Below are 18,713 nucleotides of genomic sequence, written 5' to 3'. Positions count from 1 at the left end.
TTAATTCGACCGCAAAAAAGGCCCATCCCGCCAGTATCTCTACAGCGGGAGGGCCATTAAATCCATTAGATGCGTCTATTCCTGATCCATATTGCTTACTTTCCGACGATTGCGCGAATCGCTTCGTCCAGCGGCTGAGCAGGCCGGTCGAGAAGCTTTTCCAGGTCCTTGCTCTCAATGGCCAATGCGCCTTGACGAATGGCTTTTTGCATATCGGTAAAAATCGCCACAAGGAAGTCCGGCAGCCCCGCGCCCCGCATGATGTCGGAATAGGCCGCATCGCTCACATTTTGCACCTGAACGTCCCGGCCCAGCACTTCGCTAACAATTTCAATTAATTCGTCCATTGTGCGGAGTTGACCGGAAAGCTCGTATACCGTATTCTCATGTCCTTCTTGCGTTAGTACTGCAGCGGCAGCGTGAGCGTAATCAAGACGGGTTGCCCAGCCTACTTTAGCCGACTCAATGGCATGAACCCAAGGAACTCCTTGCGCCGCCGCTTGAATGCTGCCTGCTTCGTTCTCAATGTACCAGTTGTTGCGCAGAAAAGAATAAGGGATACCCGTTTGGCGAATGAGATTTTCCGTCTCGCGGTGATCAGAAGCCAGAGCGGCAGTGCTATCTTGCGCATTGACCACGCTGGTGTAGGCGATAAAGCTAACCCCTGATTTTTGGGCCGCGTTTACCGCTGCCTTGTGCTGTTCGATCCGATTCTCGCCCGCTGTGGAGATGATCAGCAGACGATCCACGCCTGCAAATGCTTTCTCCAGCGTCTCCGGTTGTTCGAAATCCGCTTGGCGAACGTCAACGCCCCGTTCCTGAAGATGAGCTGCCTTTTCCGGATTGCGTACGCTTATGGCCAAGTCCGAAGCAGGAACAGTCTGCAACAGCTTATCTACCACAAGGGCTCCCAACTGTCCCGTTGCTCCAGTTACTAATATTTTCATTTTCATGTTCCTCCCAGCGAGATTTTTTAGATGGAGCTCTCCACTCTTACCAAGTCGGTTAGCCTACGATTCCGTCAATGATTATAACCAAATCTATTACAACTCAGGCCGTAAAAAAAGCTCATCATGAGCTTTTTTATCGTTCCGGTTGCCTTTACAAACTGCTGTCCATGTGACCGGAGAGTCCGCTTGCAGCAAGAACCTGCTCGTTCACCTGACGGATGCTCGTCTGACTCAAACGTTGCTCCATCGCGCTCTGCGCTTCCGTTAATTCTCGACGCAGTACTTGTTCAATTGTTTTCCCAACGGGACACGCCTGACTAGGGTCCTTATGAAAATTAAACATATGACCGTCCTCAACCACATCCACCGCGCGATAAACATCGAGAAGAGAGATGTCCTCAGGCTCCTTTAACAGGTTCGAACCGCCAACTCCCGGGCGAATCTTGATCAGCCCGGCTTTTTTCAGCATGGACATAATGCGCCTTACGATGACCGGATTCGTGTTGACACTGCTCGCGATAAAATCGCCCGTGCACTTCGCAGGCATGACAGCGACCATGGAAAGAATATGGACAGCTATGGAAAACCGGTTGCTGATTTGTTTCAATGAAATCACCACCCGTTGTAACTATAGTAGTTATAACATGCCCGATTGTCAAGCGAAGTTCCTTTGTCATGTTTCAGTTCTATGTGGGACTGGACAGCGTACGCGGATATAACGCTAGGCGGAAAGTCCGGATTTATCGCCTCGCGGGAGCAATACGCGGACTTGACGCCATTCACAGCAGAGAAGTAATGGTACTGCAAACGAAGAGATGAAATTTCTAATCAAGCAAAAAGAAAAGAAGCCTTAGTTCTCTAGGCTTCTCGGGTTTGTATGGTGGTGCGGTCGAGAGGACTCGAACCTCCACGGCTGTTACACCACTAGAACCTGAATCTAGCGCGTCTGCCAATTCCGCCACGACCGCAAGTGGATGAATGCTATTCGCAACACCACAGAATCATAATTTATCACGGATACCGATGCTTGTCAACAGTGAAATTATTGCTCGGCTTCCTCGGATGAAAAGGCTCCGTATCGTCCTCCTGCCGGGGTCGTTTGTTCAGGCAAGCGCGCGCATTAGTGGGACGAGGTACCATACTTTCGGCGATTGGTGAGCTGGGACGCTCATCAGTGGGACGAGATACCATACTTTCGGCGATTGGTGTGTTCGGACGCTCATCAGTGGGACGCGGTACAATACTTTCGGCGATTGGCGTGTTCGGACGCTCATCAGTGGGACGACGTACCATACTTTCGGCGATTGAAGTGTTCGGACACTCATCAGTGGGACGCGGTACCATACTTTCGGCGATTGAAGTGTTCGGACGCTCATCAGTGGGACGCGGTACCATACTTTCGGCGATTGGTGTGTTCGGACGCTCATCAGTGGGACGCGGTACCATACTTTCGGCGATTGGTGAGCTGGGACGCTCATCAGTGGGACGACGTACCATACTTTCGGCGATTGAAGTGTTCGGACGCTCATCAGTGGGACGAGGTACCATACTTTCGGCGATTGGTGTGTTCGGACGCTCATCAGTGGGACGACGTACCATACTTTCGGCGATTGAAGTGTTCGGACACTCATCAGTGGGACGCGGTACCATACTTTCGGCGATTGGTGTGTTCGGACGCTCATCAGTGGGACGACGTACCATACTTTCGGCGATTGAAGTGTTCGGACGCTCTTCAGTGGGACGACGTACCATACTTTCGGCGATTGGTGAGCTGGGACGCTCATCAGTGGGACGCGGTACCATACTTTCGGCGATTGAAGTGTTCGGACACTCATCAGTGGGACGAGGTACCATACTTTCGGCGATTGAAGTGTTCGGACGCTCATCAGTGGGACGACGTACCATACTTTCGGCGATTGGTGTGTTCGGACGCTCATCAGTGGGACGCGGTACCATACTTTCGGCGATTGGTGTGTTCGAACGCTCTTCAGTGGGACGACGTACCACACTTTCGGCGATTGGTGAGCTGGGACGCTCATCAGTGGGACGACGTACCATACTTTCGGCGATTGAAGTGTTCGGACGCTCATCAGTGGGACGACGTACCACACTTTCGGCGGTTGGTGTGTTCGGACGCTCATCAGTGGGACGACGTACCATACTTTCGGCGATTGGTGAGCTGGGGCGCTCATCAGTGGGACGACGTACCATACTTTCGGCGATTGAAGTGTTCGGACGCTCATCAGTGGGACGACGCACCATACTTTCGGCGATTGAAGTGTTCGGACGCTCATCAGTGGGACGCGGTACCATACTTTCGGCGATTGGTGTGTTCGGACGCTCATCAGTGGGACGAGGTACCATACTTTCGGCGATTGAAGTGTTCGGACGCTCATCAGTGGGACGCGGTACCATACTTTCGGCGATTGGTGAGCTGGGACGCTCATCAGTGGGACGACGTACCATACTTTCGGTGATTGAAGTGTTCGGACACTCATCAGTGGGACGCGGTACCATACTTTCGGCGATTGGTGAGCTGGGACGCTCATCAGTGGGACGACGTACCATACTTTCTGCGATTGGTGAGCTGGGACTCTCATCAGTGGGACGACGTACCATACTTTCGGCGATTGAAGTGTTCGGACGCTCATCAGTGGGACGAGGTACCATACTTTCGGCGATTGGTGAGCTGGGACGCTCATCAGTGGGACGACGTACCATACTTTCGGCGATTGAAGTGTTCGGACGCTCATCAGTGGGACGAGGTACCATACTTTCGGCGATTGGTGTGTTCGGACGCTCATCAGTGGGACGAGGTACCATACTTTCGGCGATTGGTGTGTTCGGACGCTCATCAGTGGGACGAGGTACCATACTTTCGGCGGTTGGTGTGTTCGGACGCTCATCAGTGGGACGACGTACCATACTTTCGGCGATTGAAGTGTTCGGACACTCATCAGTGGGACGCGGTATCATACTTTCGGCGATTGGTGTGTTCGGACGCTCATCAGTAGGACGACGTACCATACTTTCGGCGATTGGTGAGCTGGGGCGCTCATCAGTGGGACGACGTACCACACTTTCGGCGGTTGGTGTGTTCGGACGCTCATCAGTGGGACGACGTACCATACTTTCAGCGATTGAAGTGTTCGGACGCTCATCAGTGGGACGACGTACCATACTTTCGGCGATTGAAGTGTTCGGACACTCATCAGTGGGACGCGGTACCATACTTTCATAAAGAGCCTTTCGACGCGCAGCAGTAGGACATTGTACCTTATTTTCGCGAATTCCGTTGTTGCGTTCCAGCCTCCCGACGGTCCGACTATTCGCAAATTATACCCATTTTCTTACTTAGATCCCACGATATTGTTAAATAAATGGTCGAATTTCCGTTTTATCTGTTTACCCATCGTATCGCTTGATATATAGTTAATACAGGGAAACCGGTTTTCCAACCTTTATCGACGAAAGGGTACAACCTATGAAGATCACCATCCAGGACATTGCGAATGCGGCCAACGTAGCCAAATCCACCGTGTCGAAAGTTATTAACGACTCCCCGAAAATTTCGGGAGAAACGAAGCGAAAGATTCGCGAAATCATGAAGGAAATGAACTTCACCCCCAGCAGCATCGCGACGAGGCTGGCGAAGCAAAGCAGCTTCAATATCGGACTACTGTTCGATATGTCGCAAGACAAAGATTACTTGGACCCCTTCTTCTATAACATTATGGTCGGAATCGAAAGCGTCATCGGTCCGCTCAAATATGAAATGACGATGGCCAACGTCCATCACAACGATCCCGATCGGCATTTTCTAAAACGGCTCGTTCTAAGCCGACGTATCGACGGCCTTATCGGGAACAACGCCAACTTGACGAATGAGGCCGCGGCCAAGCTGGAGGAGCTCCGCTTTCCGTTCGTATTGATGGGCGAATACGATGCATTTCCCGTCTCATGGGTCGACTTCGACAACGCAGAGGGCGGGCGTATGCTGACCGGTCATTTGCTCGAGCAAGGGTATCGGGACATCGCTTTCATAGGTGGGGAACGAGAGGAGCGTTTGTTCGAGAATCGGCATCGCGGCTACTCGGATTCACTTCGCGCAGCCGGACTGCCGATTAGCGCCGAACGAACGTTCCACGGGATTGCCGACGACAGCCATGGCTACGAATCGGTTCTCTCCATGCTCCGATCAGCCCCCGGCGAACGGCCGGACGCGATCGTATGTATGAGCAACCAAGTTGCGTTCGGAGCTTTGCGAGCCGCCAAGGAAGCCGGTGTCCAAATTCCGAACGAGCTTGGCATCGCCACTTTCGACGATTTCCCGTTCTCCCCGCATACGAGTCCGCCTCTTACGAGCCTGTTGATCGATACGTTCAAGCTCGGTTCAGCCGCTGCCGACATGCTGATCGAGCGGATCTCCTATCCCGAGCTTCCGCGCCGCAACCTGCTGCTGCAGCCGGAGCTTATTGTCCGAGAGTCGACTGCACGCGCCTGACGGAACGTCAATCGCTATAAATAAAGAGGGAGTCCCCCCGGTCTTCGCGACCCGGGAGGACTCCCTCTTCCGTTCTATTCTATTGGTCTTTCCAACGAACCACCGTCAAGCTCACCGTTTGCGCTCCTCCAGAAGGCGTTAATGTGCGGTTGGCGATGTCGCTGCCGTTCGATTGCGCCTCCACGGTCGCCCAGCTGCCTCGGGTAAGCTTATATTGAATAGCCGTACCCGCCGGCAAGCTTAAAGTGATCGAATAAACGCCATCCGTACCCTTCGTCAGCTGGTACGCCGGATCGGCTGCATTCCAGCTGTTGAACGAGCCTGTCAAGTAGACAGGACCGGCGGCCGGTGTCGATGCGGGAACCGTCACCCGGAAGGTGACGCTGTCCGGCTGGGGAACGCCGGAAGTTATCGTCCCGTTGACGAGCGTCCATTCGCCCGCCGCAAAATGATAATTATTGCCACCGTTGCTGTCCCAAGTGCCGCTGCCGTTATTGAACGCCGCGGTCAAACCGGCCGCGCTGCCAAGCTGAATCGTAACCGTCTTGTAGCCCGAATAAGTCGAAGGCTGCATGGCGACTCCGGGCAGCGCTGTCCAAGTCGTCGAACCGTCCAGTTTGTAATGGATATTGGTGCTCGTAAACGACGCGTTCTTGTAATAGATGGTGACGGCATTGCCAGCTTGCGTCGTCGCCGTTGCCGGAGGCGAGCTTGCGGCCGAACGATTGCCTGCCGCGTCGTACGCTTTTACCGTATAGCTGTACGCGGTTGCCGGCGACAAGCCGCTGTCGGTGAACGTCGTTCCCGTCGCCGTTCCCGCAAGCGTAGCTCCCCGGTACACCTCGTACCCAGCTACCCCGACATTATCCGTCGACGCGGTCCACGTCAAGCTGATCGATCCGGCGGACACCGCTTGCGCCGAGACGTTCTGCGGTACGGTTGGCGGATCCGATTCCGGAATCGGAGGAGGACCCGATACGATATTGCCGGTCGGCGTATACGTCCACACCCCAACTCCGAACAAATAATTCGCTCCGTTGTTGCTGTCCCACGTGCCGCTTCCGTTGTTGAAGCAAGCTTCGAGCTGACTGGCCGAGCCTAAGTTAATCGTAATCTTGTTGTAGCCCGGAATCTCGGATACCGGTATGGCCGTTCCAGGAGAGGTCGTCCACGTTCCTCCCGCCGGTCTGTAGTGAATGTAAGGCGTGGTGTATCCTTGCTTGTAGTAAATCGTGACGTTGTTGCCCGCCGAAGTCGTAGCAATAGCCGGAGGAGTGCTCAAATCAGATTTGTTACCCGCCGCATCGTAGGCTTTCACCGTATACGAATACGCCGTCCCTCCCGCCAATCCGGTGTCCAAATACGATGTCGAGGCCGTCGAGCCGACTTTTGTTCCGTTCCGGTAGACGTCGTAGCCTGTCACCGCCACGTTGTCCGTCGAAGCGCTCCAGCTCACGTTTGCGGTCGAAGCAGTCGACGCCTGCGCGGTTACGTTCGTTGGTACGCTTGGAGCTTCGGTGTCGACGATCGGAGCTCCGGCGACGATGTTCCCCGTCGGCGTGTAGGTCCAGGTCCCGACTCCGAACAAGTAGTTCGACCCGTTGTTGCTGTCCCAAGTACCGCTGCCGTTGTTGAAGCATGCCTCCAATTGAGTCGCGGAGCCGATGCTAACCGTAATTTTGTTGTAGCCCGCAACCTCCGATTCCGGAATGGCCGTTCCCGGCGAAGTCGTCCATGTGCCGCCTGCCGGGCGGTAATGAATATAAGGAGTTGCAAAGCCCCGCTTGTAATAAATCGTCACATTATTGCCCGCCGGCGTCGTCGCCGTTGCGGGAGGAGCACTTAACGAGGAGAAATTGTTCTTCGCGTCATAAGCTTTGACGGTATACGAATATGTTGTGCTGGAAGCTAGTCCGTTGTCCGTGTAGGTGGTCGACGCGGTCGTGCCGACTTTCGTTCCGTTCCGGTACACTTCGTAGCCTTTGACGCCTACGTTATCCGTCGAAGCTGTCCACGTTACTTTGATGGACGAGGCATTCAGTGTCTGGGCGGCGACATCCGTCGGTACAGACGGAGACTCGTCGTCCGGAATGTCCGGCTGATCTGTGATGAACGGATGAGTACCCGTGACCGTGCCGTTAATATCCTCGACGTATTTGCCGTTGACGAGATTGTATTTGCCCGCTCCTACGTACACTTGCTGAATGTCGCTTCGGGTGACGTTGCCTTTGGAGTCGGTCGCTTCGATATAGTAGTCCAAAAGCTGGTCGCGGTAATTGTTGATGTAAGAGTAATAAAGGTTGCCGATTTCTTGAGCCGGTACTTTCGCCATCGTCGCTTTGCCGCTCGGCTGCCAGTCCACTCCGTTGATGTCCGGCGTCAGATCGCGAACGTTCATCGGATATTCCGTCCATGCCCCGACTTTTGTAGGATCGATGCCTTGCACGCCCGCCGCTTGCATCGCCGCCGGATCGTACACCTTGAACGTATTGTCGGAAGCGTCGGCCTGCTTGCTGGTGTGCGCTCTCACTTTTACCTTGATGTTCTGGATGCCGCTCGTATCGTAGGCGTACGAGTAGATGGCGAACGAATTGTCGAAGTGATGGAGCGTCCAGCCTTCCGCTTTGCTCACGTTGGCGCTACCCGGGTTATAAGGGTAACGCTGCGGCCACCAGACGGAAGGACCCGTTTTGTCCTTCGCCAGCTTCTGCTGTACGTAAGGCTTGGAGAAATACAACGATTGGTTGAAGGACAGCGTCGGCTTCACGTTGTCGTCCACATTCTCGTCGTAATAGCCGAAGCCCGAATCCAGCGCAGGCAGCAGGAAGTACCATGCCAGCTCCGCCGGGTTGGCGCCTCCGGCGTAATCGTTGTTCGGATCGCCCTTGACCGGGTACGACAGCATCCACGGATTGAGCTGATTGCCCGGATACGTAATTTCGTTCTCCTGAGGGGTAGAAGGATGCCAATAGTTCAGATGGTCGTCCAGCCAAATTTGCTCGGCCGTCTTGGCGTAGTTCAAGGCGGCTTGAAGCAAGGCGAAATTGCGCTCCAAATAATGATAGCCCTTCTCGAACGAGACGGTCATCCCGTCGTCGATGCCGGACAAGTTCTTCTTCGGCGCAAGCGACGTTTGATTGACCTGATTGAAGCTTGAAAATTGCGACTTCCATATGCCGAACGGCAAATGCCAATGGTACCACGTCGGATCGGACGACGAATCCCTCGTATCGATCCATGAGCCGTCCTGCACGTGAACGACATCGCTCGCCGCAGGCGTATTTCCGATCAAATATTCGTCGATTCCCATCCCTTTGACGCCCGAATCGGTATAGGTTACGTTAGCCGCGTTGCGCCAGGTTTCTTCCGAGCCGGCGCGGCCCATGTTGTTGTCCCCGTCGTGGGCGATAACGAAGAACTGCTTCTGCGCCGTCAGCCCCTCGAAAGGCTTGAGCGCCGTCGCCTTCGTCGACCCCATGAAGCCTTCCTCCCACGATTCCGCTTGAGCAACAGGAACGCCGACAAGCTTCGATTCCGCACCCGTGGCCGGATCGACGTACCGCACCCAATGCGGCGTAGACGCGAACGGATATTTGTTGTAGACGACCTGCTGCTCGTTGGTCATATTCTGGTTGACCCACGAGCCGACTGTGCTCGTATTTTGCAGATCGGCCCGGTTCGGAGGCGACACCATCGTATCCGTTCCCGGACTATTCAACAGAGGATAATCTTTAAGCGTTCGTGAAAAGTGATTGTTTCCGATAACCGACCATTTAATGCCCAACTTGTCAAGCACCGGGATAATGCGCTCCGAGAAGCCAAGCTCCGTCGGGAAAAATCCTTTCGACGACTTGAAAGCGGTACCAAGAAAATACGGCTGAGCAAGCGTAACGTTTTGATAAATCAAATCCTTCAGCAAATAATCGTTGCCCGTAAGAGGCCCCATCGAGTGATGGCCGGAAAAATGGATGAGATCGAGAGTCTTCTTCCCGTTCGTCGTGATCAGATTCGAGTAAGCGGTGCGCCAAGGCTGCCACCAGTTCGGATTGTTGTAGTCCGACACGTTCCCTCTCTGAATGATATTGTTCACATTGTTGATGACCGCGCCCGACATCGTAACGTGCATCTGGGCTGTCGGCTGGCTGCTCCTTAAATCGTTGGCCACGGACCACGGCCAGGTTAAATAAGCTCCTTTCTTTGCGTGATGCGAGTAATAGGACACAAGATCGTCATGAGGCATCGGAGAGCCGTTCGGCAAAAAGTAAGTGTAGCCTGCGGGAGGGTTGTTCTTAAGCGCGATAACGTCACCGTCATACGTATAGCGGATCGGGCTGCCGACGGACGTCGAAGAGTACTGGTTAACATCGTAGAAAGCCCAGAAATTCGGCATATGGTTATGATAAACGTGAGCCGCGGCAATTTCGGCGGACGCCGGGGTGACCGAGGCTTGCAGCACCAGCAAAGCCCCCGCAAGCGCTGCGGTCGTTTTGGCCAGCCATTTGGATTTGAACATTTCCTTTATTTTTCCCCTTTCCGAATGGAACTGCTAAATCGAGAAAAAAAAGCGGGCTGTCGATACGATCATCAACAGCCCGCCCTGATGTGTATTATTGGTCTTTCCACCGCTGCACGGTCGCATTGACCGTCTGAGCGCCTCCGGACGGAGTCAGCGACCGGTTCGAAATGTCGCTGCCGTTCGAATTCGCTTCGACAGTAGCCCAGCTTCCGCGAGTAAATTTGTACTGAATGGCCGTTCCGGAAAGGCTAAGCGTAATCGAGTACACCCCGTCCGAGCCTTTCGTCAATTGGAAGGCCGGGTCGGCCGCATTCCAGCTGTTGAACGAACCGGAGATGTAAACCGGGCCGTTCGCCGGCGTCGAAGACGGAACCGTTACGCGGAAGGTGACGCTGTCCGCTTGAGGCTGTCCTTGTGTCTTGTTGCCGTTCACCAAGCTCCACGTACCGGAAGCAAACGTGTAGTTGTTGCCTCCGTTGTTGTCCCAGCTTCCGCTGCCGTTATTGAAGGCGGCGGTCAATCCCGACGCGCTTCCGAGATTGATTGTAATCGCATTGTAGCCGGGGAAGTTGGAAGCTTGCAGCTGCGTGCCCGGAACCGTCGTCCAGGTCGACGATCCGTCTATCTTGTAATGAATGTAGGAATTCGTAAAGTTCGTGTTTTTGTAATAAATCGTTGTGGTGTTGCCAGCCGCAGTCGTCGCCGTAGCCGGAGGAGAACTTAGCGCCGACTTATTGCCGACCGCGTCGTAAGCTTTCACCGTGTAACTGTAAAGGGTAGAAGCCGCAAGACCGGTGTCCGTGTAGGAGGTGCTCGTCGATGTGCCAACGAGCGTTCCGTTGCGGTAAATCTCGTATCCTGTAACGGCCACGTTATCCGTGGAAGCGTTCCAAGTCACGCTGATCGAGGTTGCGGACAACTCAATTGCCCCGACGTTCAGCGGTACGGTAGGAGCCTGGGAATCCGGGCCGCCCGATACGATATTGCCTGTCGGCGTGTAGGTCCACGTTCCGACACCGAACAAGTAATTTTGCTGGTTGTTGCTGTCCCATGTGCCGCTTCCGTTATTGAAGCACGCTTCAAGCTGGGTCGCGGTTCCGATATTAATCGTAATTTTGTTGTAGCCGGTCACTTCGGCCGCCGGGATCGGAACGCCGGGAGTTGTCGTCCAGGTTCCTCCAGCCGGTCGATAATGAATGTAAGGAGTCGTAAAGCCTTGCTTGTAGTAGATGGTCACGTTATTTCCGGCGCTTGTAGTAGCCACCGCCGGCGGAGCGCTTAGATCGGATCGGTTGCCCGCCGCATCGAACGCTTTCACCGTATAGGAGTATGCCGTACTCGCCGCAAGACCGGTGTCGGCATAGGTGAGCGAGGCCGTCTGCCCGATCAACGTGCCGTTGCGGAACACTTCGTAACCGGTGACGCTGATATTATCCGTAGAGGCCGTCCATGCTACGTTGATCGCCGACGACGATACCGCTGTCGCCGTTACTCCTTGCGGGACGGACGGCGGCTGCGTATCGACCTGCAGTGTCGTCGCCGTCGCCGGCGGCGAGCTTAGCGCCGATTTGTTGCTCGCCGCATCGTAAGCTTTGACGGTGTACGAATAAGTCGTCTGCGCCGTGAGGCCCGTATCCGTGAACGACGTGCCAGCCGGCGTGCCGACCAGCGTACCGTTGCGGTACACCTCGTAGCCGGTGACGGCGTTGTTATCCGTCGATGCCGTCCACCCGACTTGAATGCTGGTCGAACTGACAGCTGTCGCCGTCACATTCGTCGGTACCGTCGGCGCTATCGTATCGGTGAGCTGCTTGGCGTAAATTTTGCCCGAGTTCGAGCCTACGCTTACCGTAATTTGTTTGCCAGTCGCACCCCCGGATTGAACGGTAACGCTGTCCGAAGTATTGAGTTGGTTCACGAGCACCGTTCCGACCGTTAGCGTACTCTCCGCACGAAGCGGGATCGTGACGGTCTGCGTGCCGCTAGAAGCGTTGCTGAATACGGAGATGACTTCCTGACCGACGTTCGTTCCGCTTTCGACGCGGCGGGAGAACGCATACAGGTTTTGCGCTGACCACATTTCGCGTTGTTTGCCTTTGCGGAGCGCTTCGTATGTTTTGCGAATTTGGTTCAGCTTGGCTACGAACTGGTAAGTGTTCGTGTTCTCGTCAAAATAGTTCTGAATGACGCTGCCGTTAGTATCGCGCTTCACCATCGACCAGCGGTTCCAAGTATCGGAGATGCCTCCGGTAATGATTTGGCCGTTGCCGTTTCCTTTGTTTTGTTCCGTACCCTGGAAGACGACCGGCACGCCGCGCACCGTGAATATGAATGCAAGCGCGTTCTGAAGCTTCTCTACGCTGCCGCCCGCCTCGGTCAAAAACCGGTTGCGGTCGTGATTGTCGATGAACGTAACCATGTGGTTCTCATTGCCGTTGTAGCGGAAATCCTGGGCAAACGCGTTTTTGACGTTCGCATCGAACGACTGACCGTATGCGAAGCTGTTGAGCACTTGGAAGAATAGCGGGAAGTCCAGCATTCCCCATTCCTTGTTCGTGCCGACCCAGCGAGAGACGAATTCGGCGTTGCCGTCGAAATTTTCGCCGAACGTGTTGACGCCGAGATAATTTTGCAGCGCGCCGATATCGGTCGGCCACATCAGTTTGGCGGCGTCGACGCGAGCGCCGTCCGCGCCCGTATAGTCGAACCAGCCCTTGATCGAGTCGAAGATGGCCTGCTTGGCTGCCGGAACATCGAAATCGATGTCGTCGAGCCCGCCCAAATCGTGATTTTCCAAATAAGCCTGTATTGACGGATCATAGTTGCCGTCCGCCAGCGACCAGTTAATATCCCCGTTGTGGTGGTACCACGCCGGGTTATTGAACGGAGCTGCCGGCTGCAAGCTCGGAATATCGTAGAACGCTTGCGTCCCGAGCATATAATCGCCTATATGATTCGGTACGACGTCGATGACAACTTTGATGCCGAGAGCGTGCGCGGAATCGACAAGCTCCTTCAGCTTTTCCTTCGTTCCGAAATAAGGGTTCGCCTTATTCGGATCCTTCACGTTGTAGCCGTGATACGCGGTGTTCTTGCCCGAGCCGTTGTTGTCCCGGTTCGTCATTTGCGGCTCGGCGACCGGGGAAATCCAGATGGCCGTATAGCCCATGTTTTTGATATAGCCTAGTTTGTCGATGACTCCCTGCCAATCCCCGCCCTTCATGTACCGGAAATCTTCTTCCGAGTTTTCGGCGTAGCGGATAGCTGTGCCCGTCGCGTTGTTGCTGGAATCGCCGTCGTTGAATCGATCGACCATGATCTGATAAATCGTGTCGTTCTCGTCCACGGTACCGATGCTGGCCGCATGGACAGGCTTCGGCGGAACGAGCAGGACGTTGATGAAGACCGATAAGAACAATGCCAATACAAGCAATGGCGAGAAGCTTTTTCTGACTGTCCGGATAACCATGAACTCCCTCCTCCATTTAATGTGGTAAAGCGCTTACAAGATGCTACTAAAAAATAGGGAAAAGCGTCTGATCAGGACGCGCAACGACAGGAAACCGGTTTCCTCTTAGAAAGTAGCACGCTCCCAAAATAGTTGTCAATATGGGCAACAACAATAGCGACTTAAGTAATAAATAAACGAATGGAGAAGTTGAAATAACTCGATTTATGTCGAATTTTCATGTCGGACGACGCACTATCACGCTTTATTCGGGACTTGTGATAGAATAGGACGAAAAAGCGAAACGAACCCGTCAAGGAGGCCTTATCATGGAGCTTCTGAAAAAGAAAATCCGCGAGGAAGGTATCGTCCTGAGTGAGCAAGTGCTCAAGGTCGACTCCTTCCTCAATCATCAGATCGACCCCGTGCTCATGCTCGAAATCGGCCGAACGTTCGCCGGCTTGTTCGCGGACAGCGACGTTACCAAGGTGCTGACGTTGGAGTCTTCAGGCATCGCACCGGCCGTCATGACCGCGCTGGAACTGAAAGTCAACGTCATTTTTGCCCGCAAAAGAAAGTCGTTGACGCTTCGGGACGGCCTTTTCACCGAGAAAGTGTACTCTTTCACAAAACAAGAGGAAAGCGAAGTGTCCGTCTCCGGCAAATTTCTCTCTCCGGGAGACCGCGTGCTGATCGTCGATGACTTCCTGGCCAACGGCGAAGCGGCTCTTGCCATGGCACGCATCGCGATGCAAGCTCAAGCCGAGGTTGCGGGCATCGGCATCGTTATTGAGAAGGCGTTCCAGCCGGGCGGGGCCAAGCTGAGGGAGCAAGGCTATCGCGTCGAATCGCTCGCGCGGGTCGCTTCGCTGGGGAACGGCCAAGTCCTTTTCGCATAATTTGTTTGCATACGCAAAGACGACCGCCGCCCTTGTCGAGACAACGGTCGTCTTTTTAGTTCCGGCCTTGCTACGAATGGACTACGACTCTAGCCTCTCAGACTTCCCTACTTCGTTCGTTCCTTCAGCGTGCGTCTGACGCGGGCATCGATTTCCGGATAGTTGGATAAAACGTAATAGAGACCTTTGCGCTGCATAACGAGCAGAACGCAAGAGGTAAGCGCGGTGACGCCGGCGGTTCGGGGAACGTTGTCCAGCAGCGCGATTTCGCCGAAGTGATCTCCGTCCTCCAATACGGCCAATCGCACCCTTCCTTCCGGCGAAGCGGAATCGCGCCTAGTCACCTCTACTTGTCCGCGCGCAATGAGATAAAATTTCTCCCCGTGCTCTCCCGCGTGAATGACAGGCTGTCCCGCCGAGAACGTCTCGGTATGGAACAGCGTTTTGATTTCCCGCAGGACGGCCTCGTCCACGCCTTCGAAGAACGGAAGCCTGGACAGCCTTTCCTCATCGATCTCCGCATCTTGTCCGTTCGAGGAAACCGTCAGACCGCTCTGCTTCTCCCATAGCCGCTTGTAATAGCCTCCGGCTTCGAGCATGTCCCGATGCGTCCCGCTGTCGACCAACCGGCCCTGATCGAACACGAATATGCGGTCGACCCCCTGGATCGAGGACAGCCGGTGCGTTACTGTGACGACGGTCCGGTCTTTCGCCAGCTTGTCGAACGTCCGATTGATGGAAGCTTCGGAAATCGGGTCGAGCGCGGACGTCGCCTCGTCCAGAAGCAGAAGCGGAGGATTGCGCAAAATAGCGCGGGCGATCGCGATGCGTTGGCGCTGACCGCCCGAGAAATTGCTCCCCTCGTCCAGAACGGGAGAGTCGTAGCCGTCCGGCAAACCGGCGATATAATCGTGAATCTCCGCTTCCTTGGCGGCTGCGACGACTTCCTCGGCGCTCGCCTCCGGCTTGCTCATGCGAATATTGTCCATAATCGTTCCGTTGAACAGAAAGTTGTCCTGGAATACGACGCCGATCCGATCCCGGAACGAGCCGCGGTCCATATCCTGCAGCCGCTTCCCGTTAATATCGATTCTGCCTTCGTTCGGCTCGTAAAAACCGAGCAAAAGCTGAACCAGGGTGCTTTTCCCCGAGCCGCTGGAACCGACGAAAGCGGCGGTCGCGCCGGAAGGGATGTCGAGCTTGATCTGCTGCAAAATATCGCGCTCTTCCGAATAGCGGAACGATACGCCTTCGAAACGGATTTCCGGCGGCTTGTCCGTCCAGAGCTCCGCCCGCAAGCTTCCGTTCGCTTCCTTCGGCTCATCGAGGAGCTGCTTCATCCTGTCGATGCTGACCGAGGCATCTGCGAATACGGGAATCGTAAAGGTAAGATTAAAGACGGAATTGCCCATAGATGTGTACATCGTAAAAAAGGCAACCAAGGAACCGATCGTAATATGGCCTTGCAGCGCCAAATACGAGCCTAATCCGATGATCGTCAGGTTGATCAGCAGCAAGCTGATCATCGGAATACGCTCCAATTGGGCAGTAATCGCGTTTTTCCGGTAATGGATCGCGAACAGCGCTTGAAGACGACCGGCGAACTTGTCCGTCATCGACCGTTGGAGGTTAAAACCTCTAATCACCTTCTGGCCCTTGATGTTCTCTTGCAGGTCGCCCGTCAGCAGCCCGATCTGATCCATGAAGCTCGAATGAACGGACCGCGCTTTTCCGCCTAGCAAATACGGCCCGATGAAGATCGCCGACGCACCTACCAAAATCGCGAGAGCCATCGTCCATTGCAAATAGAACAGAGCGATCGTACTGACCGCAACAACAAAGAGCGATTGCAGGCCGGTCGTCAAAATAATGCTCATTGCCCTCTCAATGGACGGCGCGTCAACGGAAAAATAAGATAAGAGCTCACCGGCTCTGGTTCTCTGGAAAAAACCGATATTCGTCTGCTGCATGTGCACGAACAGCTTCGTTCGCAAATCCTTTTGCGCGAGAGCGTTCAGCTTCGCGAATACAAAATCGCTGACGACTCCAGCGCTAAGGCAAATAAGGCCGCTTATGCCGAGAACCGACAGGATGAGGACGAAAGCGTCCATATCCTTCGGCTCTATCGCCCGATCTATAATGACCTTAAAGCTCAACGGAGCCAAGGATACAAAAGCGAAATCGAGCAGCTGCATCGAGAAAAAAAACATGGCCAGCTTCTTATAAGGCTTCATGCAAGCAAAAATAAAACGGATAACGGGAATCATCGTGTTGTCGTTCTCCTGTCTCGGCCGATCTAGTCGCAGCCGCCTTTCAGAAAATTCGACACGTTTCTTCCGTTTCCTTTTATTCCTGCGGAGGATTGGAAACCCCGTTTGCCAGCAGCGCGCGCACCTGTTCGGTTCCTTTCGACAATAATATAATTATACTTGGAAGCCGAAACGCCCCGATTCGCATGCTCGCCAAACGAGTAGCCCAACTCCAGACGGTTATTTCATCCAATCGCATGTTCGACAACCCAGTAGCCCAACTCCAGACGGTTATTTCATCCATTCGCATGCTCGCCAAACGAGTAGCCCTACCGCAGCTGGTTATTGCATCCAATCGCATGTTCGCCAAATCAGTAGCCCTACCGCAGACGGTTATTTCATCCATTCGCACGTCTGCCAAACGAGTAGCCCAACTCCAGACGGTTATTTCATCCATTCGCATGTTCGCTAACCGAGTAGCCCAACCACAGCCGGCTATTTCCTCCATTCGCACGTCTGCCAACCCAGTAGCCCAACTCCAGCTGGTTACTTCATCCATTCGCACGCCTGCCAACCGAGTAGCCCTACCGCAGCCGGCTATTTCCTTCATTCGCATGTTCGACAACCCAGTAGCCCAACTCCAGCCGGTTATTTCATCCATTCGCACGTCTGCCAACCCAGTAGCCCTACCGCAAGTGGTTATTTCCTTCATTCGCATGTTCGACAACCCAGTAGCCCAACTCCAGCCGGTTATTTCATCCATTCGCACGTCTGCCAACCCAGTAGTCCTACCGCAACTGGTTATTTCATCCATTCGCATGTTCGCTAACCGAGTAGCCCAACCACAGCCGGCTATTTCCTCCATTCGCACGTCTGCCAACCCAGTAGTCCTACCGCAACTGGTTATTTCATCCATTCGCATGTTCGACAACCCAGTAGCACAACTCCAGCCGGTTATTTCATCCATTCGCACGTCTGCCAACCCAGTAGCCCTACCGCAAGTGGTTATTTCATCCAATCGCATGTTCGCCAACCGAGTAGCCCTACCGCAGCCGGCTATTTCCTTCATTCGCATGTTCGACAACCCAGTAGCCCAAACGCAGCCGGTTATTTCCTCTATTCGCACGCTCCAACCTTTATTTGCACAAATTAGCGTATCTTATGTCCGGAATTGCTGAGGAGTTACCGCCCGCGAATTGAATAAGCGCATCAGTCCGTGTTGGCGAAAAATGCAAAAAGACTGTCGCCGCGAATCAAACGAACGCAGTTGTCGCAACCTATAACGCCGATAATATAGCAGGCGGGAGGGTTTCATCATGGGCAGGCTCGACAATAAAGCGGCCATTATTACGGGGCGGCTGGCGGAATGGGCAGAGCGGATGCGCTGTTGTTCGCCAAGGAAGGCGCCAAAGTTGCGATTACCGATTTGCAGGAAGACAAGATCAAAGACGTCGCGAAGGAGATCGAAGCGGCCGGCGGCGAAGCGATTGGCTTCAAGCATAATGTCACGTCGGAAGAAGATTGGATTCGCGTCGTGAAGGAAACGGTCGAGAAATTCGGCAAAATCGATATACTCGTCAATAACGCGGGCATCTCCAACGCGACGCCGTTCATGGACTTAACGGTCGAGAACTGGGAAAAAACGATGTCGATCAATGTAACAAGCATTTTCCTCGGTCAAAAATACGTCATTCCGCATATGATCGAGGCGGGCGGCGGTTCTATTGTCAACATTTCGTCGATTGCCGGGCTTACCGGAGGAAGCGGAACCGGGCCGTATACGGCTAGCAAAGGCGCGGTACGCATGCTCACCAAGGCGACGGCGGTCGATTTCGCCCGGCACAACATTCGAGCAAACTCCGTTCACCCGGGCTTTATCGAAACGCCAATGACGGTGGACATGTTCAAGGACGAAAAAATGCACCAATGGTTCCAATCCCAAACCCCGCTTCCGCGTCTGGGCAAAGCCGAAGACATCGCCAAAGGTGTCTTGTTCCTCGCTTCGGACGAGTCGTCTTACATCACGGGAGTCGAGCTGCCGATAGACGGCGGCTACTATGCCAAATAGCCCTATAAACGCAAAAAAACGGCATCGCTGCCGTTTTTTTGCTCTTCGGCGGACTGTTGAAACGTTGTCCGTGATCTTG

At 54.2% G+C, this 18,713-nt stretch carries 8 protein-coding genes, 1 tRNA gene and 1 pseudogene; 4 read left to right on the top strand and 6 right to left on the bottom strand.

Translation table 11 applies throughout. The features are described from left to right. Window positions 1-95: 95 nt before the first annotated feature. The 3 genes from D3H35_RS28430 to D3H35_RS28420 all read right to left on the bottom strand — a co-directional run bounded on the left by D3H35_RS28430 (window position 96) and on the right by D3H35_RS28420 (window position 1,918). On the bottom strand, window positions 96-947 hold the full coding sequence (locus tag D3H35_RS28430) for an SDR family oxidoreductase (RefSeq protein ID WP_119152465.1): 852 nt from the start codon (window positions 945-947) through the stop codon (window positions 96-98). Between the two features lie 154 nt (window positions 948-1,101). Then, on the bottom strand, window positions 1,102-1,557 hold the full coding sequence (locus tag D3H35_RS28425; RefSeq protein ID WP_119152464.1) for an Rrf2 family transcriptional regulator: 456 nt from the start codon (window positions 1,555-1,557) through the stop codon (window positions 1,102-1,104). A 274-nt stretch (window positions 1,558-1,831) separates the two neighbouring features. After that, window positions 1,832-1,918, bottom strand: a tRNA-Leu gene (locus tag D3H35_RS28420). A gap of 2,516 nt (window positions 1,919-4,434) precedes the next feature. On the opposite strand from D3H35_RS28420, the gene D3H35_RS28415 reads away from it, so the two are divergent. Further along, on the top strand, window positions 4,435-5,454 hold the full coding sequence (locus D3H35_RS28415) for a LacI family DNA-binding transcriptional regulator (protein ID WP_119152463.1): 1,020 nt from the start codon (window positions 4,435-4,437) through the stop codon (window positions 5,452-5,454). Between the two features lie 79 nt (window positions 5,455-5,533). Here the strand turns inward: D3H35_RS28415 and D3H35_RS28410 are convergent, their stop codons facing one another. Beyond that, window positions 5,534-9,967 carry a carbohydrate binding domain-containing protein gene (locus tag D3H35_RS28410; protein WP_119152462.1) on the bottom strand — a complete coding sequence of 1,478 codons (4,434 nt, stop codon included), beginning with the start codon at window positions 9,965-9,967 and terminating at the stop codon, window positions 5,534-5,536. Between the two features lie 94 nt (window positions 9,968-10,061). Beyond that, the gene (locus tag D3H35_RS28405; RefSeq protein WP_119152461.1) at window positions 10,062-13,439 is read right to left on the bottom strand and encodes a carbohydrate binding domain-containing protein; all 3,378 of its coding nucleotides are present in this window, start codon (window positions 13,437-13,439) and stop codon (window positions 10,062-10,064) included. Window positions 13,440-13,747: 308 nt separating this feature from the next. Between D3H35_RS28405 and D3H35_RS28400 the strand changes: the two genes are divergently transcribed. Then, the gene (locus D3H35_RS28400) at window positions 13,748-14,317 is read left to right on the top strand and encodes a xanthine phosphoribosyltransferase (RefSeq protein ID WP_119152460.1); all 570 of its coding nucleotides are present in this window, start codon (window positions 13,748-13,750) and stop codon (window positions 14,315-14,317) included. 107 nt (window positions 14,318-14,424) lie between these two features. Here the strand turns inward: D3H35_RS28400 and D3H35_RS28395 are convergent, their stop codons facing one another. Beyond that, the gene (locus D3H35_RS28395) at window positions 14,425-16,584 is read right to left on the bottom strand and encodes an ATP-binding cassette domain-containing protein (protein WP_119152459.1); all 2,160 of its coding nucleotides are present in this window, start codon (window positions 16,582-16,584) and stop codon (window positions 14,425-14,427) included. A gap of 95 nt (window positions 16,585-16,679) precedes the next feature. On the opposite strand from D3H35_RS28395, the gene D3H35_RS30475 reads away from it, so the two are divergent. Both D3H35_RS30475 and D3H35_RS28385 read left to right on the top strand, forming a co-directional pair. Further along, window positions 16,680-17,744 (top strand): hypothetical protein, encoded by a 1,065-nt coding sequence (locus D3H35_RS30475; RefSeq protein WP_147355975.1) that lies wholly within the window; start codon window positions 16,680-16,682, stop codon window positions 17,742-17,744. A gap of 138 nt (window positions 17,745-17,882) precedes the next feature. Next, window positions 17,883-18,634: pseudogene (locus tag D3H35_RS28385) on the top strand (SDR family NAD(P)-dependent oxidoreductase). The last annotated feature ends 79 nt before the right edge of the window (window positions 18,635-18,713 follow it).

The organism is Cohnella faecalis (genome assembly GCF_003570905.1).
In the GTDB taxonomy this organism is placed as follows: Bacteria; Bacillota; Bacilli; order Paenibacillales; family Paenibacillaceae; genus Cohnella; species Cohnella faecalis.
This window is presented reverse-complemented; position numbering and strand designations above follow the sequence as displayed.